Origin of the sequence: Microcoleus sp. POL10_C6, from assembly GCF_036701585.1 — a bacterium.
Lineage (GTDB): Bacteria > Cyanobacteriota > Cyanobacteriia > Cyanobacteriales > Microcoleaceae > Microcoleus.
The window spans coordinates 1-19729 of sequence record NZ_JAUBRB010000041.1 but is presented as its reverse complement, the minus strand read 5'-3'; the positions used below and the strand labels follow the sequence as shown (position 1 = coordinate 19729).

The following is a 19729-nucleotide window of genomic DNA, read 5'->3' as shown; positions in this document are numbered from 1 at the left end:
TGCGGCCCCGGCAACAATCAACTTTTTGCACTTCTACAAACGGGGAATAGGGGACTGAAGTCCTCACTACAAACCAATAGATTTTTACAGGATTTTGCAAATATAATAGTTGATTTTTTCTCTAGGTTGGTAATGCTTGAGATTGTGATTCAAAAATATCAATTATTTGTTTGGGAATTGCTCGCGGGCGCATGGTGGTAACTTCAACCCACACCCAAAGCGCCTCTGCTTTTAACAAGATTTCGTCACTTCCAGCTAAGCGAATTTCGTAGCGGCGAACAGCCCGCGGGCCGCGCATTTGTTCGATCCAAGTGGATATCTCCAATCGATCGCCCGCAGCGGCCGATCGCAAATAGTCAATCTCTATCCGCCGCATTACAAAGACGCCGCCCAGTTCCCGGTAGCGATCGAGGGTAAATCCCAAGTGTTCTAAATGTTCGATTGCAGCGTGTTCTAAATAATGCTGGTAGACAGCATTATTGACATGACCGAGGGCGTCCATTTCGTAATGGCGTACTCTAATTTGTGTAGTAAATGGTGTCAATTTCTCACCTTTCCACTTGTTGCGGTATTTTGTAGTTCCGAGTGCGATCGCACTCTGGGTCGATACTAGCTCGGAACTGATTGCAAGTTACACTAAATAGTTGAAACGTCACTGCTTCCAAGTTAATCTTAGTCCTGGAAGCACGGACGGTCATCAGCTTGGTTTTTTTACGACAATACACTGGCTTAAAACCCTCATTCTCCGTTGAAAAACCCGGTTTCGTGGTTCTGAGTGCGTCCCCAACTAAACCTTTGAGAAATCGGACGGGTAATTGTTTAGTCCCCCAGACAAATCCCTAAACCGCGAGCCGTTTTAACCAGAGTACCATCGAAGTCTACAGGTCTGTATTTGGCGATCGCATCTTCCAGAGGAACGCTCACAACTTCCCGCTTTTGCCAAGATACCATGCAGTCGTATTTCTCTTCGGCAATTAAATCAACTGCTGCGATGCCAAAAGCAGAAGCAACTAATCTTTCTAACGATGAAGGAGTTCCTCCGCGTTGAATATGTCCCAAAACAGTGACGCGAGTTTCTGCACCGCTGCACTCAGAAATTGTATCAGCTAAATACTGACCTATTCCGCCTAATCGACTTTGACTTAAGCGATTTGTGTGCATTACTAACTCGCCTTCTTCAGTGCGAACTGCCTCCGCTACTATAATTAAACAGTAGTTTTTTCCCCGGTCTTGGCGTTCTTGGATTTGGGCACAGATTTTGGAAATTGTGTAAGGGATTTCTGGAATCAGAATTATATCAGCTCCTCCCGAAATTCCGGCACTGATCGCAATATGTCCAGCGTCGCGTCCCATGACTTCAACAATCATGACACGACTGTGACTTGCCGCAGTAAAATGCAAGCGATCGAGTGCTTCAGTGGCAATATTGACAGCAGTATCAAAACCGATGGAACGCTCGGTAATGCCAACATCATTATCAATAGTTTTAGGAATAGCAACTAAATTCAAATTACCTTGTTGAGCAATCTTCCTGAGAATGGCAAGACTGCCATCGCCACCAATGCCAATTAAGGCATCCAGACCTAGTTGGTGATAGCCTTCGATAATGTCCTCAGAACGATCGCGTAGAGTGCCGTCAGGCATTGGGAAAGCAAAAGGGTCGCCCTTATTTGTCGTGCCTAGCATCGTACCGCCAATGGTGAGCCACGAGTCTACTTTCTCAATATCCAACGGAATTGCTTGAGGGGGACGACTCATCAATCCGTTGGTGGCTTGACGAATCCCCATGACTTTCCAATTGTAAGTTCCCGTTGCGCGGTAGACAACGGCTCGAATAACTGCGTTTAAGCCTGCACAGTCACCCCCGCTAGTGAGGATACCGATACATTTTTGTTCTCCCATAATTAAGACCCGACTTTTGTTCTTCAGAACATGAGTTGATATTTTTAGATCCCGATCGTCCAATCCTGATTTTCGACGTAAATATGTAGGCGAAAATAAACCTTACTCTGTAACAGAATGTAAAGCTATCATAACTTTTGTGATGGCTTTCATAAGAGCTCGCTCATTCAGGGAGCTTTTCACTACTTATGTATTTTCCAGCTTCATCGACCTAATGGAGTGCCTCATCTCTGACGCATCCCACAAGTTCGATCGCCAACAATCGTAGCATCGCCAATCACCGTCTCCAACAAAACATCAATTTTACTTGGGATTGAGGCGTTTAGAAACTTGGTTAATTATACCGCTGAGAATAGCACCGCCCATAAGAATTCCCAGGGCGGGATTAAATACGGGCTGCCAGAGACTGTACCACAAATCAAAACCGAGATTCACCCCGGTCGATCGACCTGCTACTGCGATCACAAACCACCCAAAAATGGCAAAGACGAAAAACACATCAGCTACTAAAATCAAGTTGAGAAAGTTAAGAAATTTATCTTTCATTGTCGAGGGTTCCTTTTGAGTGTATATGTGCCAAGTTTGGGCAAGCGGTTGGTAATGGAGCGGATCGATAGCTGCAACTGGCGATCGAATAAAGATAAAATATCATTCAATTGTTTTCGCGCACAGGCTGTCAAAATATGGTTCGCTATACACTTCCTCAAAGCCCCGAAATTATTTTAACTGTCAAGGGGAAAGATTCAGCCAAAGCCCGGGAAGAAGCGATGGATCGGCTGATGGATCTCATGGATGAGGGCAAGCTGCCTACGGAACTCGTGGAGGGATTTGGGCCCAAGCAGTTTGTTGAAGTTAAAGATATCGAAGATGCTGCGTCTGACGGCGAGGATGCGATTACTGAAGCCGTCCAGATTTTGAGCAATTTGGCAAGTCTCAAATTGAAAGTCATGGAATCCCGCGAAGAAGCACTCAAAATCCGGGCGGCGATCGACATTTTGTTTACAGATGAGGCTGTGAGTGCCGAGGAAATTGGTCGTTTGAAAGATGGTTTCAAGGTTCTCAAAAACTTTGCTCAAGCTAATGTCCGCTATCGAGAAGCTAGAAGTAAAGCCGAAGAAGCACGGGCAATTCTCGACGAAGCTTTGCAATCTGTAGAACCGGAAAACAAGGCGCAGAAATCCGCGAAATAATAGCAAGTTGGGTGGAAACTCACATCTTGTACTATTCTCAAGAACAGGCTTTTCGGCCTGTTCCACAAGAAAATTCACTCTTTGTGGAACAGGCCGAAAAGCCTGTTCATAAAAAGCTTATTGACAAGAGTGCCACATCTGAGTTGAAACCTATTTCTGTCATTGCGATCCGAAGGGAAGCAATCGCCGAGGTTTGCGATTGCTTCGTTTCTTTATTCGGACATACAATAACTCGGCGGCAGGATATAATATTAATTTTATCCACATTGAAATCGGGAAAAAATTGTGAGCCAACAACAAACAGGAATTCTCAGAAACTCGATGTCAGGCAGCTTGCTGCTGGCTAAAAAGTTAGGTTTCCAACCAAGAACTGTGATTGATGTCGGTGCCGCCTTGGGAACTTTTAACCTTTACGAAACTTTCCCCGATGCGCGACATTTGCTAATTGAACCCATCGCCGAAAATGAACCTTATCTAGCCAAAATTTGCCGCAAGCTCAAAAGTGCAGAATACATTATTGCGGCAGCGACCAAAGAAGCTGGAGTTTTCACGCTTAACGTCAGTCCCTCTATGTTGCATTCTTCAATTTCTGAAAATCGCGTTACTGACAGCAGCAATCCTTATTTGAGAAACATACCAGCAATTACCCTGGATGGAATATGCAGGGAAAGAAATTTGCCAGGGCCGTATTTAATTAAAGTTGATGTAGACGGAAAGGAATTAGATGTTTTAGCAGGAGCAACTGAGATTTTGCAGCAGACTGAATATGTAATTGTAGAAGTTACTTTGTTCGGTCAGATGTATGATGTCATGAGTTTTATGAAGTCCCAAGGATTCGCAGCTTACGATATTGTTGATTTGTCATATCGTCCGATTGATAAGGCTTTGTGGCAAGTTGACATGGCTTTTGTGAAGGAATCCGGTCACTTCAGAAGAGAGAAGGGTTTCGCCACCGGAGAGCAGGATATCGAAGCACTTAACTCGCATCTCAAAGCTTATCGGCAAAGTTTCATCCAATACATCGACACTCATTACAGCGACCCAGTAGAGCAGGAACCACAGGTCACTCAAGCTGTTTTGGGCGAAGATTGTGTCATCATTTAACTCAAGTTGCTTCCATCTGGTACCAAATCCGGGTAGCACTTGGCACGCTTATTTAATTAATCCTCAACATCTAAAAAACTGGTTTTCTAAATGCTGCTATTGCCGTCTCTAAACTGGCAATCTGCTGTCAATTGGCTTTCACTGCATATCAGAAAGTGGGAATGCCCTAATGCGGCAGGGCGGTTTCATTTTCTTGTAGGGGCAAACCCCCCGTGGTTGCCCCGATGCCTGAAATGCCCATGACATCATCTGTGGGTGAGGGCGGGCACTCTTGGCACCGCCCCTACAAAAGCCTGATTTTCCCTAGGGGCAAACCCCCCGTGGTTGCCCCGAAACAGCCCTACGCTGTGACGGCGGAGTGTCAACTACCACAATTAATCCCAAGGCGCTTTTATTGTGAATCGTTGAGTTGCTGGCGGCCTAAGCTGTCAACCATCAACCAGTGGAAGCGGGCAATTCTATTTCTTGAGCCCAAGGTATTGCTGCCAAAATATAGTAGATGTCATCTCCTTGGAAGCACTTTTCCATTTTTCACTTAAGGATGACCATTCATTAATACCTTCAGCAGCAACTTTAAACCACCTAGTCAAAAGGTTAGTACCAGCTAATTTATCTACCTCATTTTGGTTATTATAGCTTTTACTAAGCTTTACAATGCTCATGTGAAAGCTTTCTGGGTCAGAGTTTTTGATAAAATCTGGGCCTTTTAGATAGTCTTCAAAAGCTTTTACAACCATCTCTACATGATTATAATCAAATTTTGCTAAAGCCTGAAGTATTACTTTTGTCAAATGCTCAACTGCCGCCATATATTCTGGAGAATAATGGATGGAATAAGCTATTAAATCATTGCGGATATAATAATAATTTTCCCAATTTACATTCTTGGCCGCCGCTGGTTGATGCCACACCGCCATTGATGGAAAAGCTACAATGTTATTCCCCAACTCTTTTATTCTTAAACCAAACTCCACATCATCTATTTTGATAAATAAAGGCAGCGGTAATTTAGTTTGTTCAACAAGTTCCTTAGAAAAAGAGAAAAACCAAAATCCGCCATAGTCTACATCTTCTTCCTTGAGCAACCTGTTGAGAGAATTAGAATCTCGTAAATCGATATTATAATTTAAAGCAATTAATGCCCCAGGCCCAAATCCTCTAGTTTTAGAATAGGCGTTGTACGATGCTCCTGCTTCATACAACATATGCTTTTTCTGTAAATTTAGCAGTCCACCCGCTACAGCAAAATCCGAATTGGCGTATTCATACAAAGGAAATAATTTATAAATACATTCACTTTCTAACTCTATATCATCATCCATAAGCAAAAAGTGAGAATATTTTTCTTCCCCTAAAGCTTCGACTAACCCTCTGGTAAAGCCACCGCTTCCACCCGCATTTATATTAGGAACTAGCCTCAGTTTTGGCTTTCCGAAATCAGCTTCATCTAAAGTTCTACCATTATCAACAACGAATACTTTAAAGTCCTTGGTTTCTAGCAATTCATCTTGAAAAATTGCAGTTAATGTATTTTGTATGAAGTCCTCTTTTTTAAAGGTGCAAATTACAATCCCCAATGATACTTCTCTAGTTTTACTTTCATCAGTTGCTATCCATGCCCCTTTAAATTCGCCCCGTTCACTAGAACAAGTTATTTCAAAATATATTCTGCCCGCTTTTTTGCCTTGAAAGAGATTTATTGGTGAGATTTTTACCGGCTCCGAGAATTGACATTTCTCAAAGCTCTCTTCAGAAATTATTTCTTTGTTTTTTTGTCCATCAAATTCTCGGTAAACAGAAACTTTAAAATCGCCTTCAAGTTTCAGTACATAGTAGATAGAGCTAAGAGTTGTATATTGAGTATAATATCTCTCGTAAAACGAATTAAAATAAGAATTTGAGGAGACAACACCACCCCGATATAAAACAACTTTTTTGTCATTTTCCTGATAGTTTATAGATGCAGATTCATTACACCGTATATATACATCCGCGGCCTCGGCTGATTTTGGTAGCTTAATGCCAGCTAATATATTCATGTAATATCTACCTCTTTTTGTACTAAACTTAGTTATTTTATTTGACTGATGTTAAACAGTCTTAGCTTAAGAGTAAATTGTGGATAGGTTCTAGTACCTCCTCCTTTAGACATAACTCATATCACATTTTTTTAAGCCGTGGATAAAGAGATTGATATCGAAACCAAGCCTCTTCTAGGATTGGATCAACTGATTGGGGAGTGGCAGCAAGCATTGGTGTGGTTGCCAGTTTGATGGTGTCATTAGCATCTGCGTATACGCCAATTCCGATACCCGCCAGTAGAGCAGCACCACGTCCAGAAGCCGCAGCAACTGTAGTTGAATAGAGGGGTATTCTCAATACATCGGTCAGTAATTGTTTCCATGGCATTTCTGCTGTTCCACCGCCTGCTAAACGCAGTTCTGTCGCTTTAAAACCTGTTGCTTCAAGGGCCTCAAAACCTTGTCGTAAGGCAAAAGCAACTCCCTCTAAAGCTGCCCTCATCAGGTGCGCCTGTGTGTGATGAAGTCCAAGCCCCACCCATGCGCCACGTACATAGGGGTCGAGGTGTGGAGTTCGCTCACCTGTGAGGTATGGCAAAAATGTCAATCCTTCACATCCTGGGGGAACAGAAAACGCTTTAGTATAGACTTCCTGCCAGCTCAAACCGAGGATACCTCGCACCCACTCCAGCGCTAACCCCGCATTTTGCATTGCAGCAAGGGTGTACCACTGGTTAGGTAGGGCCGATCGATAGAGATGGGTACGACCATGACGATCGATAATTGGTTGCGATCGAGGTGTAATGATTTGAGCGCCTGTGCCGATGGTTAGTTGAACCAATCCAGGCTCTAGTAGTCCGTTACCAAGCGCCGCCGCAGCGGTATCCGCAGCACCAGCAATAACGGGTAAGCCAACAGGTAAGCCGAGATGCTCTGAAGCAATAGTTGTTAGGTAGCCGGAGATCGCACTTGAGGGGATAATTTTTGGTAACCAATCACTACGTAGATTCAGCCCTGAGATGGCATCCTCTGCCCAGTTGTCCGACACAACATCGTAAAGCAAAGTACCGCTAGCATCAGATGGTTCTGTTGCAACTTCTCCAGTCATCCGTAACCGCAGCCAATCTTTTGGCTGAAGTGCCCAACGCGCTTCGGTGTAGACAGTAGCCTCGTGTTCTCGTAGCCACAACAAAGTGGGGCCCGCCATTCCAGCCGTAATCGGGTTGCCCAATCGCTCTCGAATAGCAGCATCGAGCGAATGATAAGTGTTAAGCGTGGCACTAGAGCGAGTATCCGCCCAAAGGATAGCAGGGCGCAGAGGCTGACCCGACTCCGAAGCTAGGACAACGCCGTGCATTTGTCCTGAAAGTGCGATCGCCTGTACTTGGTCAGCGTGATTTCCCACTGCCTTCCTAACAGCCGAGGCAACAGCTAACCACCAATCTTCTGGCTCCGACTCAGCCCATCCAGGTTGGGGTGCATGAACAGGATAGGATGTTGATGCTTCACCTATAGTGGTTCCGTCTATCGCTAGGAGCAATGCCTTAGCAGAGCCTGTTCCTAAATCTATACCCAGCAGCATGATAGCTAATCCTCAAATCATTCAGTGTCTTAGCAAACGGGCGATCGCTTTTACCAATTCATCGGGTTCAACAGGCTTGGAGATATGTATCTGAAATCCGGCAGCTAAGGCTTGCTGCTGATTGATCTCTCCAGCATAGGCAGTAAGTGCGATCGCAGGAATCGTGCCTCCCTGTTGGGGTGACCACTTTCTAATTTGCCGAATTAGGGCATAACCATCCATCTCTGGCATCCCAATGTCACATAAGAGTACATCGGGGAGAGATTGATTCAGAAGGGTCAACGCCTGTGCCCCCGAAGCTGCTGTGGCAACTTGTGCGCCAGATTGCATCAGGGTGAATGCTGCCAACTCCCGCATATCTGCATCGTCGTCCACAACCAAGACCTGAATACCTGCTAAGTCTGCCGCACTTTCTGGATGCCTGTCATCAGAATAGGGTTCCGGCTCTACGATGTTTAACGGTAGCCGGATGGTAAATGTAGCCCCTAAGTTCTGTCCTAAGCTGTCTGCTTGAACGGTTCCTCCATGCAGTTCGGTAAAATGACGGACGAGCGCTAGTCCCAATCCCAATCCGCCGAATTGTCGGGTTATGGTGCCATCTTCTTGACGGAAGTAGTCAAACACATGGGGTAAGAACTCTCGTTTGATGCCTTTTCCAGTATCTTTGACTTGAATCTGAGCGTACATACCAACCTGCTCTAGTTGCACGTCGATGCGTCCTCCGGTTGGGGTGAACTTCACAGCATTGGAGAGGAGGTTCCAGACTACTTGTTGGAGGCGATTGCTATCGCCTGAAACCGTTCCTGAAATAGGATTAAATGTAGTCTGGATTTGAATGTGTTTGGCTTCGGCTGCTAGTCGTACCGTTTCCCGTGCAGCCTCAATCATTGCCGCTAGATTCACAGGAGCGACGTTTAACGTCATTTTTCCTTGCAGAATGCGCGAGACATCCAACAAGTCCTCAATTAATTGGGCTTGCAGCTTGGCGTTGCGTTCGATCGTTTCCAGCGCTTGCTGGGTTTTTGTGGTATCTAGTCGCCCTGTTCGTAGCAATTTTGTCCAGCCCAGAATCGGATTGAGGGGCGATCGCAACTCGTGGGACAATACTGCTAAAAATTCGTCTTTAATCCGGTTAGCCGCTTCTGCTTTTGCGCGATCGCGTTGAGCTAACCGATATAACTGAGCATTGTCGATCGCCAAGGAAGCACGACGCGCCAATTCCTCTGCCAGTTGCAAATCTGCTGAGGTATACCGTCGTCCAGATTCGGCTGAGATAAAGGAAATGGCCCCTAGAATTCGTGCCTGAGTTCGTAGTGGCACCGTCATTACCGATTTGAATCCAACCTGCCGCAGTATTTCCAAATGCTTTGAATCACGCGCTGCCTGTACCAGCAGTTCATCGGGAATATCCGGCACAAAATCAGATTGCCCAGTTCGCAAGGTGTATGCAGCACCGCGAGGGTCATCCGGATTCATAGGATACTTGTCTCTAATCTGATATGCCCAATCCAGTTTGGCAGGGTCGATGTGAGCCACTGCAATCTGCTCGATCGAACCATCCTCTTCTATCATGTGAACCGTACACCAGTCCGCTAATTCCGGCACTGTAAGCTGTGCGACTCGCTCTAGAGTCGTTTGATAATCGAGTGAGGATGCCAGCACCGTACTTGCCTCAGAGAGAAAGCGTTGGGCAAGCTCTAACCTGACGCGCTCAGTCACATCGACTACATAAACTAAAACCCCTTCAACCTGAGCATTTGAGTTAACAGTCGGAAGATAGTAAACGTTGTAGTAACCGGGACGGCGATCGCTGCGTCCGGGAACATTCACCGCAAAGTTGGGTGAAGTGAAGGGATTTCCTGTGGTGTATATCTGATGAAAGACTTTAACTACTTGGGGATCGAATTGACCAAAAAGTTCTGAAATGGAATGTCCTAAGTGTTGCTCGCGGGTTAATCCATTAATTTCTGCCAAGGCTTCGTTGATGGAAATAAATCGCTGCTTTTCATCTAACAGGCCAAGTCCAATCGGAGACGTGTCAAAAATATTTGCCAGTTGGCGCTGTGCGGCTTCTGCCTGAGAACGGGAAATACGTTCGCGCTCTAACAGTTGTTCTCGTTCTTGTTCGGCATACTTGCGCTCCGTCACATCCAGCACCAGCGATAACACCGAAATCATCCGTCCCGATTCGTCCCTGAGACTGGAGTTATACCACTCGCAGTGCACAATGTTGCGATCTTTGGTGTAATTGCGGTTGTATGAAAAAATATGGGCTTCTTCACCATAGACCAGCCGTTGGCAGACTTCTGTCACCGTTTCCAGGTCTTCCTCAAAGACAAAAGGTATCTCTGTTAAAGATTTGCCCAGAATTTCTTCGGCTTTCCAGCCCAAAATGCGCTCTGCACTAGCAGACCAGCGAGTGACTTGAAAGTCTCGATTCCATTCAACGACTGCCATTGGAGAGTTTTCAACATGGAAGTTGAGCTTTTGTAGAGCTTGACGCAACGCCTCTTCTGCTTGCTTGCGTTGTGTGATATCGATGACGACGCCGATCGAGTGCTTGGGATTTCCCTGAGAATCATAAGTAAACTGTCCTCTCGCTTCAACCCAGTGAATGGAGCCATCTGGCCAACGCAGGCGATGTTCATGGTGATACTCTTTCTTTTCAGCTATAGCTAGCTGAAGTTTCACATTAGCTTCTGCTAAGTCATCAGGATGAACCCGACTTGCCCAAACCTCATAGCTGGGTTCGCACTCATTAGGTTGCAGACCGAGTACCATGAAGTGCCCTTCTGACCAATGCCTTGCTTTGGTCTGCATATCCCAGTCCCAGGTTCCCATGCGTCCAACCTTCAGAGCGAGTTGCAGGTGAGCTTCACTTTCTCGCAATTCCTCTTCTGCCCGCGAGCGCTCCACGGCTAGCCAGGTTTTTTCAGCAATTCGCTCCATCAGCACCACATCTTCCTTCGTCCAGTGGCGACCAGAGACATGGTGCAACACCAACAATGCGACAAATTTCCCATCTTTCACCAATGGAACACATAGGAGAGATTTGGTTTGAATTGCGTTAAAGGTAGCAGCTCCCGATCCGGCAGTCCGAGGATCGGTATCAACATCGTCCACGACGATTGTTCTGCCTTGCTTTAATTCAGCAATGAGTTCAGGGCCAAACGAATCCATGCGATGTCTACCCACTATGCTGATTACACCATTGCAATAATCGCGATCGACAATCACATATTCCTGAGTAGAATCAATTTCACCGTAGGTACAGCGAGTGACTTGGAAATATTGCCCTGCGGAGCTAACCACTCGCCACATAATTTCCTTCGAGTCTTGAATGGCACGAATCGCATCATTCAATTCGATTAGGAATTGCTGAATTTCTTCTTTCTGCTGGAGGTTCTTGAGCAGTTGTTCAATTTGTTGCCTTGCCCGCACCTGGGCTGTCACTTCAATGTTATAAATCAACACACCCTGAATGGTTCCCTCAGCATCCCGCCAAGCTGTAAAGATGCAGTGGAAAAATGCTTCTTCCAACACCCCATCGCCGTTCCGATCCCAGTAAGTAGGTGACTCCTCCCGAATAAATGTTTCTCCCGTCCGGTAAACCTGTTCAAACGCTTCAAAGTAAATTTGCCCCTCTATCTCTGGGAAAACATCCCGTATTGATTTCCCGATCAGGTCGGGAGTGCGCCCAGTCGCTTGCAGGTAGGTGGGATTGGCAAATTCATACACAAGATCGGCACCTTTAACAATGGCAATCATGGCAGGCAATTGCATCAGGATGTCATGCAACCGCTTGCGTTCGGTTTCGGCTTCGAGTCGGGCAGATTGTTCTCGTTTTAAAAGACGATCGCGTTCTGCTTCGATCTGTTTGCGTTCTGTAATATCAACCGAAACGCCAATCATGCGAACTCCTTGCCCCGTCTCATCCCGATAGACTTGTCCCTGACTGTTGAGCCAGCGCACAACGCCGTCTGGACAAATTACCCGATACTCCGGTGCGTAGGGCTGTTCCCCAGCCATTGCCCCTACCGTCGCTTGGAGCACCTGTGGTCGATCGTCTGCATGAATGAGTGCAAAAAAGTCTTCTCCTGTGCCTTCATGAAAACCCCAAACGTCTAGAGCATTAGCAGAACACACTACCTGATTGGTCGGCAAATCCATATCCCAGACCACCATCTGAGCCGCCGTTAATGCCAATCGCAAGCGTTCTTCGCTCTCTCGTAATGCCTGTTCAACCTGTTTGTAATCCGTCACATCTTGGAAGATAACAACGGCTGCAACAATCTCTCCCTGACTATCTAAAATTGGTGCTGAGTTGATGTTAATGAAGACGCGGCTACCATCATCTCGATGAATTTCCATCTCTTCGTTGGTAACGACCTCACCGGTTTTTAGCGATCGCGCCAGGGGATACTCATGAGGGGCATAGAGCTGACCCTCTGAGCCAAAAAAGGCTTTAAATGGAGCAATGGGTGCATATTCCTCAATCTCAAGCGACTGTTCATAGTCATACCCAACAACTTGCTTGGTTTGTTCGTTCGCTAGAACTAACTTACCGGATGCCGCATCGGCAATTATTACACCCGCAGGCATCTGTCGCAAAACGGCTTCAAATCGGCCGCGTTCGATTTCCAGCTCGTGCAATAACCGTTCTCGTTCTGCCTCTGCTTGCTTGCGTTCTGTAATATCGCGAAAATAAACTGCTACTCCTGCAGTCGAGGGATACGCCTTCGCCTCTATCCAACGCTGGACAGATTCCCCAAATTCTTCCCAGGAAACAGGAACCTGTTCCGTCATTGCCCGATGGAGTTCTCGATAGGGAATTGCACCAACCAGCTCAGGAAAAACCTCATTCCAAACGTGCTTTCCTAGTAGATATTCTGGTGTTTTGTGCAGGATTTGAGCCGCCGCCCCATTCACGTAGGTGTAGCGCCAGTCGCGATCGAAGGCGACAAAAGCATCCGTAATGCTTTCCAGAATCGTTGCTACCTTGCCCTCAGTTTCTTGGGCAGGGAACAACTGTTCGCCTTCAAGAGTGCGGGCAAAGCGTTCAATGACTTCAGAGCGAGAAATTCCTCGCCTGTGAGCCTCTTTATCGAGCGATCGCCATGCTGTATTAGTGAGAGATACGCTCACTCGTTCTTTCGTCTCCGAGTTCCAATTGCTAAGAAACTTGCCTGTGGCGTCGCGCTTCATTAAGATTCATCCGTATACATACACGGTCTTCTCTATTGAACCTGAGTTACTCACTCAGGAGAATCCACCTTAAGATAGATGCTTTGGCCAGAGGCAATACGAATGCAGATGGTACTTACGACAATCGGCCTAGTGTTCCTTTAGCACCAAACTCATGCAAACTACGCAACTGGTCAGCAACAGTCTCGACGAAACGTGGCGACTGTACTAAATCTCCAAAAATCTCAAATATGCTGAGAAATGGAGTGGGATCTGTTTTACCTGAGCGGGCTTGTTGAGTGAGGATATCAGCTAAAGGGTCATCAATGACGATAGGACGGTTTTGGTCGTCGTAACCATTGAGATAGTGACACCAAGCAGCGATCGTCAAACTTAGGTAATCGATCGCACCTTCAAGTTGTAATTTATCGCGCATCGATCCCAAAACAAACTTAGGAATTTTGGCCGATCCATTCAGGCAAAGGCGCGGAAGCTGATCGCGAATTTTGGGATTGGAAAACCGTTCAATTAAAGTTTTTTTATAATCGTCTAAATCGATCCCAGGAACAGGTTGGAGCGTTGGTGTCACCTCATCCATCAGGTTAGCGACTGCTTGCTGAAACAAGGGATCGGCCATGACTTCATAAACGTAGGTATAACCTGCCAGAGAGCCGAGATAGCCAATCAGCATATGGCTGGCATTGAGAAGCCGAATTTTCATCATTTCATAGGGATGAACATCCTTAGTCATCTGTACGCCAACGGATTCCCAATCCGGTCTGCCTGCACAAAAGGTATCTTCGATTACCCACTGAATGAAAGGCTCCGCGACGCAGGGAAACGCATCATCAATACCAAACTGTTGGGCTACCATTTTGATATCTGCTGGGGTTGTCAGCGGAGTAATGCGATCGACCATGCAGTTGGGAAACGCAACGTGTTCAGCAATCCAACTTCCTAAATCTGGATCGCGCATTTGGGCAAATGTCGTTAGCATTTTCCGCACCATGTTGCCGTTGCCCTGGATATTGTCGCAGGACAAGACTGTAAAGGGTGCCAACCCCTGTTTACGCCGCTTTTCGAGTGCGGCTGTCAAAAAACCGTATGTCCCAATTGGTTGCTCAGGATGTTGCAAATCGTGCTGCATCGTCGGGTGGTTTACATCGAAATTGCCACTTCCTTCAATGTAGTAGTAGCCGCTTTCTGTGATTGTTAGAGTAACAATTCGGCATTTGGGATCTGCTAATGCTTCAATAACTGCTTGACGATTGTCTGGTGCAAACAGGTATCGAGTGATTGAACCAATGATTCGAGCGCGATCTCCTTCTAGCGATCGCTCAACTAAGGTATACAAACAATCTTGGGACAGAAGCGCATCCCGCATACGCCTGTCATATTCATTGTCAAGCAATCCAACACCACAGATTCCCCAATCACTACCAGGATTCTGATGGAAATAATCATCGAGATAGAGCGCTTGGTGCGATCGATGAAATCCACCAACTCCAATATGCAAAATTCCATTAGTAATTGGATGGCGATCGTAATTGGGTACGCGCACGTTTCCAGGTAAACGAGATAGGGATGCTTGATTCAGCTTGATTGTTGAGTCTGTGCTGGTATTGCTGTTCATCTTAATGTATGACCTTGTGATGACGGCTGATTATCAGTATTGCAGGATGGTTGAAAAAGGTGGAGTCTATTTTGGCGAATCTGCATGGCAAGTCGATCGCAAAACCGATCGCCGATGAAGTTGTCGCCCAAGCTATTCTTGAGAATATCTAACTTTTCAGGGGTTGCCGATGGCAGATGAAAAGACAACCCAGACCCCCACTTCTTTGGTGAAACCCTGATTGCCCTGAATCAATGTGATTCAGAAGTCGGGGCTCTGCCGGGAAGCATAATAAAGTTCGGTACATCAACTCATCGTATTCGGTAAACCCCTATGGTTCAAAACGTTGTGATCATTGGATCTGGTCCGGCTGGACTGCTACTGGCACATTATTTATTGCGTCGGGGCAACTACCATATTGATATCTATGAACGTCGTCCCGATCCTCGGTTGACTGATGTTTCTGGAAACCGCACATTTCCGCTCTCGCTTCAGGAACGGGGCAGAAAAGCCATTCGAGCCATTGCTGGGTTAGAGGAGGCGATCGCCGCTCAAAGTGTGTTCTGTCACGGGACAATTATTTATCGGAAAAAGGGCAAATCCCGATCGGTTCCTCGCGAAAATCCGGTTCTCACAATCGATCGCAATCGCCTCGTGACGATTCTGTTGAAGCAATTAACCGAAACCTCTAGTCCGAATCAGGTTAAAGTACATTTCAACTGTGAATGTACGGCTGTGGATGGAACGGCTAAAACCGTGATGTTGAAACCTTCAGAAGGAGATAGCTTTACCGTTCACTACGATCTACTGGTGGGTGCCGATGGGGCGCGATCGCAAATTCGAGAGTATTTAGTCGAGAATGCAGGCTTGGCGTCTTCCCAAAGCTATGTTCCAGATGCCTATAAATCGGTGTTTTTAAGTCGGCTCAATCCGAGTACAGGAGTGGAGTTAGAACCGAATAAAATCCATGCCTGGAATTTGAATAATCAAACCCGGATGCTGATGGTACCTCAGCCAGGAGATCAGTTGAGTGGCGTGATTATTTTTGATGCACAGACTAATCCCCTAGAAGGATTATCCACGAAAGAAGAAGTCAAGGCATTTTTTGAGGAAAATTTCCCGCTGTTTGGTCAGTTGATGTCGTGGGAAGAAGCGGAAGCGTTGTTGAAGCGTCCAGTGGCAAAGGTGCTAACGGTACGCTGCGATCGCTTTCATGAGGGCGATAGTGTGTTGCTGATTGGCGATGCTGCTCATGCGGTGTCTCCCTCGATTGGGCAGGGGTGTAATTCTTCGTTAGAAGATGTGCTGATTTTGGGACAATTGTTGGACCAGTATGGGGATGATTGGGGGAAGGTTTTGCCGCAGTTTTCAGAGCAGCGAGTCCCGGATGCCCATGCCTTGGAAGAGTTATCAAATTATTCGTTTCCTCGCACGAAGTGGTTGGTGGTTGAGTTTTTCTTGCGGTTGACGATAGGAAGGCTATTTCATCGATTGTTTCCCCGTTTAGTTAAGCCGTCTGTGTTTGATTTGGTGTTAGATACGGACTTGTCTTATTCGCAGGTGCTGAGTCTGAGCCAAGGTTGGATTCATAAGGTGAAGCGTTCGATGGCCCAGAATTCTTGATATTCAGCAACGCCATTTTTCACCATTGTAACTAAGGGCATCAAGCGATCGCCTGATGCCCCCTGTCCTTACACTGGGATTGCTGATAATAGCCCGATAAGATCGTGCATCCGCTCGATAACTTGGTGGGCACCAGCCGACTCAAGAGCATCTGCACGGCTGCTTCGTTCATCCTCGCTGATATGAGTTCCCCCTACATAACCGATAATCTGCCCAATTCCCGCGGCAACGGCAGCCCTTATCCCACTGATAGAATCTTCAATTGCCACGCAATCGGAAACTTCTGCGTCCAGACATTTCACTGCATATAGGTAGATGTCAGGAAGTGGCTTGGGACGCGGAACCGGGAGAGAGTCGTGAGCGCTAAATACCTGCTCGCTTGGGAAATAGTCGGTCAGGGCAGCAGCACAAAGGCAAGCACTCAGCCGCTGTAAGCTGCTGTTACTTACTAGCGCATATTCAAATCCGTCGTCGCGCAGGGAAGACAGCACTTGGGGCGTTCCTTCTGTCGCTTTTGCCTCTACAGTAAGCCGTTCAATCGCTCTCTTTTCTTCTTCAGCCACTAGCCTGTCAATATCCCGCTCATTAAGACTGGTTAATGAGTCTGGGTAGAGCTGTTTGAGTATTTCCCTGTAGGGTTTCCCGGCGAAGCTTTTAACAAAGTCCTCAAGCTCATAGTGTTGAGCGCCAGGGAACTCACTAGCAACTTCATTTGTCAGCCTCCATGCGCTCTTAAGTGCTATGGTTTCACTGTCAACAACAGTTCCGTCATGATCGAAAAGCACCACCTTATCATGCTGAAGCTGTTTCATTTAAAAGACCTCCCTCACTGTAATTTTTCAGCGTAGTCAATAGTCCTTGGGTCTGGAGATCTCGCAAAGCTTGGAGGCATTCATTATCTACGAGCTCTGTCTGTTCGCAATTCTCCAATCCCAGAATCCCGCTAATTAGTGCGCCTTCTTGAATCGCTGTAATTGTGCTTTGGGTATCCTTGGCATAATAGGGCTGACCAGACTCGCACGCCTCTTCTCTGACTGCAAGAAGCCACGCCGCAACAGGAAGTATAATACGCTTCATGCTGACTTTTCGGCTATAAGCATCCTGAAGTATCGGAAATATATACTTGCCTACTTTCCTACAGGTTTCTGAAGAGATTCTCTCCGTAGTATCGGGAAGATCTTCGTTACTGAGCCTTACTAAAACTTGCTCCATATATTGTTCACACATCTGGCGAGGCACTGGTGTTGCTGCTGCGATATCGTCCATGAGAAGCCGAGTAAACAACTGGAATTCCGGTAGCGCGATCGCCTCGTGCATATATTCTATACCTGCTCTTACAGCTAAACAGGCTATGAAGGAGTGTACTGCATTCAAGAATCTCGACTTCATATAGAGGAAGGGAGTGATGTCGCTAGTCATAATCACCCCCGTATCTTCCCACTTGGGGCGATCGCCTGCGAATTTGTCTTCCACGACAAACTGCCAAAATGGTTCGGTTACAATGGGTGCGCGATCGCGAACTTGCAACAGTCGGCTGGGGTAGTTATAGTCGGATTCCTGTTCTTGAGGCACAATCCTGTCTACAACCGAATTAGGGAACGTGGCGTTATCCCTGATGTATTCTGCAAGCTGAGGATCGATCTCTTCAGCGTAAGCTAGCACTGCTTTTTGCAGGATATCCCCGTTTCTTGGGAGGTTGTCGCAAGAAAGGGTGGTGAACGGAGTCATGCAGCGATCACGTCGTCGCCGCAGCGCCTCTACGATAAAGCCAATTGCAGTAGTTGGAGTGGAATGATTTTGCAAATCGTGCGCGATGTCTTCATTCGTTGTGTCGAGATTAAAATTCTTGTCTAGATGGTAGCCTCCTTGAGTAATAGTAAGAGTCACCAGATGCACAGAGGGAGACGCCATCTTTTCAAGCACATACTCGCACTTGTCTCTACCATTAACTATTTCCCTGATAGAACCTATAACTTCCGCTTCCTCACGATTTTGAGCGCAACTAGAGTGTTTGGTCAAACTGTAAAGGAATCTCTGCGGTTTCAACCTAGTAATGGTCTGTTGACTCTTGAGGCTAACCCCACAAATCCCCCATCTCTGCTCTTGGGAATTCTTCTGTGCAAGATAGTTATGTATTATGTAGGCAAGATGCCCCCTAAAAAAACGACCTGGCCCGAAATGGACGATACCAGTCTTAAGCGCCCTCCTGTCGTAAAGAGACTGTTGCCTCCACAAACCAGTTACAGTACCGAAGCGAGAACTTGAAGAAACACTGGGCGGTCTGAGTAAGTTAACCATGAGACTTCTTAAATAAGTGTGATAAGGTAAAATGAAAATTGGTCAGTCTGGGTATACCCGATGACCTACAAGCAACACAAATGTCTCAAACTGCGAAAATTTCTGGTATCCTTTGTGCCATCTACAAAGAAGCGTATTACCACATGGTAATTAGGGTGTGACAGATAGAGCAGAGAAAGAAAAAATCAGGTAAACCTAATTAATAATAATCAAAGCTCAATTGGTCATTAACCTGAAGTAAGGCACAAGAGTAGGCGACCTACTGCAACTTTGTTCAACTTTGGCAAGTGCGTAAGCCGAATGTATGTCCTATAAGAAGGCGCAAATAGAGTGCTTTTAATTCTGGCTTGAGCTTCCCCAATAACTCTGTAGACTTTGATGTTATTTCCCTGGGTCGCTGCTATCCTCCGTCTTCAGGAGAATCTACAAACAATTTTTTATAGGGAGTTAAAACAACAGGGTAGTTAGGGTCTCACAGGTAGAACAGAGACAGAAGAAATCAGGTACACTTAATTAATTAAGTATCAAAGATCAAGTAGTCATTAACCTGAAGTAAGGCACAAGAATACGCCACATACTGCCACTTTGTTTAGCTTGGACAAGTGGGTAAGTCGAATGTCTTTCCTACAAGGCGCAAATAGACTGCTTTTAAATTATGCCTTTAGATTACCTAATAACTCTGTACACTTTGTATGTTATTTGCCTAGGTCGCTGCTATCATCTGTCTTCAGGAGAATATACACATAATTCTTTAGAGGGACTTATAACCACAATCAAGTGTATATTTGGCTAGAAGCAGTTAAGTTAGAGTTTGGCGTTGGTGTAGCAAGCGTCCAAAAAACAACGCTTGCGTGGAAAAGTCCTGTCTGTAGCGGATGGCTGATACAGCATTGCAAGGCCGTTTCAGTCTGTCTATAAATTTTTAAAGTTTCTTCACTCATTCTCTAAAATTGGAATTACGACTCGACTAATTGAGGAACGGATAGCCGAAGTGCAGCGGGATGTGAGAGTCCATTACTCAGAGGTTGCCATCAACTTGCTGGGATTGTGGGAACACCGAGGGAATGTGGAACTGTACTTCAAACACGGGTACAAAGTGTTTAATTATCGCATCGAGAAACTGACGGAGTATTTCGGTGCGATTCGTTGAAACGTGAATCACGGTAATCAGTCCGTACATAGCGTTTCCAGCCACAAGGCTGAACTCTCGGTC

Annotated in this window: 13 protein-coding genes; 3 read left to right on the top strand and 10 right to left on the bottom strand. The window is 46.2% G+C overall.

The window, feature by feature from the left end; genetic code table 11:
* Positions 1 to 121: 121 nt before the first annotated feature.
* From QUA34_RS20850 to QUA34_RS20840, 3 genes are all read right to left on the bottom strand, one after another.
* A complete protein-coding gene (locus QUA34_RS20850; RefSeq protein ID WP_333389107.1) occupies positions 122 to 544 on the bottom strand; it encodes a thioesterase family protein in 423 nt (140 codons plus the stop codon).
* A gap of 275 nt (positions 545 to 819) precedes the next feature.
* Positions 820 to 1902 carry an ATP-dependent 6-phosphofructokinase gene (locus QUA34_RS20845; RefSeq protein ID WP_333329651.1) on the bottom strand — a complete coding sequence of 361 codons (1083 nt, stop codon included), beginning with the start codon at positions 1900 to 1902 and terminating at the stop codon, positions 820 to 822.
* 303 nt (positions 1903 to 2205) lie between these two features.
* Positions 2206 to 2448 (bottom strand): hypothetical protein, encoded by a 243-nt coding sequence (locus QUA34_RS20840; RefSeq protein WP_333052315.1) that lies wholly within the window; start codon positions 2446 to 2448, stop codon positions 2206 to 2208.
* Between the two features lie 137 nt (positions 2449 to 2585).
* Between QUA34_RS20840 and QUA34_RS20835 the strand changes: the two genes are divergently transcribed.
* Both QUA34_RS20835 and QUA34_RS20830 read left to right on the top strand, forming a co-directional pair.
* Positions 2586 to 3092 (top strand): hypothetical protein, encoded by a 507-nt coding sequence (locus tag QUA34_RS20835; RefSeq protein WP_333211658.1) that lies wholly within the window; start codon positions 2586 to 2588, stop codon positions 3090 to 3092.
* A 285-nt stretch (positions 3093 to 3377) separates the two neighbouring features.
* A complete protein-coding gene (locus tag QUA34_RS20830) occupies positions 3378 to 4196 on the top strand; it encodes an FkbM family methyltransferase (protein WP_333329654.1) in 819 nt (272 codons plus the stop codon).
* A 458-nt stretch (positions 4197 to 4654) separates the two neighbouring features.
* Here the strand turns inward: QUA34_RS20830 and QUA34_RS20825 are convergent, their stop codons facing one another.
* From QUA34_RS20825 to QUA34_RS20810, 4 genes are all read right to left on the bottom strand, one after another.
* A complete protein-coding gene (locus QUA34_RS20825) occupies positions 4655 to 6235 on the bottom strand; it encodes a glycosyltransferase (protein WP_333329657.1) in 1581 nt (526 codons plus the stop codon).
* A 121-nt stretch (positions 6236 to 6356) separates the two neighbouring features.
* A complete protein-coding gene (gene xylB, locus QUA34_RS20820; RefSeq protein WP_333329659.1) occupies positions 6357 to 7799 on the bottom strand; it encodes a xylulokinase in 1443 nt (480 codons plus the stop codon).
* 21 nt (positions 7800 to 7820) lie between these two features.
* Positions 7821 to 13004: a PAS domain S-box protein gene (locus QUA34_RS20815; RefSeq protein WP_333329662.1), complete on the bottom strand. Its 5184-nt coding sequence runs from the start codon at positions 13002 to 13004 to the stop codon at positions 7821 to 7823.
* Positions 13005 to 13119: 115 nt separating this feature from the next.
* Entirely contained in the window at positions 13120 to 14616 is a 1497-nt protein-coding gene (locus tag QUA34_RS20810; RefSeq protein ID WP_333329664.1) for a mannitol dehydrogenase family protein, read from the bottom strand.
* Between the two features lie 312 nt (positions 14617 to 14928).
* Here QUA34_RS20810 and QUA34_RS20805 point away from each other — a divergent pair, with 312 nt between their 5' ends.
* Complete coding sequence (locus QUA34_RS20805) at positions 14929 to 16218, top strand: NAD(P)/FAD-dependent oxidoreductase (protein ID WP_333329667.1); 1290 nt, start codon at positions 14929 to 14931, stop codon at positions 16216 to 16218.
* Between the two features lie 68 nt (positions 16219 to 16286).
* Here the strand turns inward: QUA34_RS20805 and QUA34_RS20800 are convergent, their stop codons facing one another.
* The 3 genes from QUA34_RS20800 to QUA34_RS20790 form a co-directional block, all read right to left on the bottom strand.
* Positions 16287 to 17006, bottom strand: coding sequence for an HAD family phosphatase (locus QUA34_RS20800; RefSeq protein WP_333389106.1), 720 nt, complete (start codon positions 17004 to 17006; stop codon positions 16287 to 16289).
* A 4-nt stretch (positions 17007 to 17010) separates the two neighbouring features.
* On the bottom strand, positions 17011 to 18516 hold the full coding sequence (locus QUA34_RS20795; protein WP_333329673.1) for a mannitol dehydrogenase family protein: 1506 nt from the start codon (positions 18514 to 18516) through the stop codon (positions 17011 to 17013).
* A 1018-nt stretch (positions 18517 to 19534) separates the two neighbouring features.
* Positions 19535 to 19729: hypothetical protein (locus QUA34_RS20790; RefSeq protein WP_333389105.1), on the bottom strand; the 195-nt coding region annotated here is incomplete at its 5' end.

Excerpts from the sequence above, each read along its gene's own strand:
- xylB (WP_333329659.1), bottom strand. The coding sequence starts at position 7,799 with ATGCTGCTGGGTATAGATTTAGGAACAGGCTCTGCTAAGGCATTGCTC.
- QUA34_RS20815 (WP_333329662.1), bottom strand. The coding sequence starts at position 13,004 with ATGAAGCGCGACGCCACAGGCAAGTTTCTTAGCAATTGGAACTCGGAG.
- QUA34_RS20795 (WP_333329673.1), bottom strand. The coding sequence starts at position 18,516 with ATGGTTAACTTACTCAGACCGCCCAGTGTTTCTTCAAGTTCTCGCTTC.
- QUA34_RS20840 (WP_333052315.1), bottom strand. The coding sequence starts at position 2,448 with ATGAAAGATAAATTTCTTAACTTTCTCAACTTGATTTTAGTAGCTGAT.
- QUA34_RS20845 (WP_333329651.1), bottom strand. The coding sequence starts at position 1,902 with ATGGGAGAACAAAAATGTATCGGTATCCTCACTAGCGGGGGTGACTGT.
- QUA34_RS20825 (WP_333329657.1), bottom strand. The coding sequence starts at position 6,235 with ATGAATATATTAGCTGGCATTAAGCTACCAAAATCAGCCGAGGCCGCG.
- QUA34_RS20805 (WP_333329667.1), top strand. The coding sequence starts at position 14,929 with ATGGTTCAAAACGTTGTGATCATTGGATCTGGTCCGGCTGGACTGCTA.
- QUA34_RS20835 (WP_333211658.1), top strand. The coding sequence starts at position 2,586 with ATGGTTCGCTATACACTTCCTCAAAGCCCCGAAATTATTTTAACTGTC.
- QUA34_RS20810 (WP_333329664.1), bottom strand. The coding sequence starts at position 14,616 with ATGAACAGCAATACCAGCACAGACTCAACAATCAAGCTGAATCAAGCA.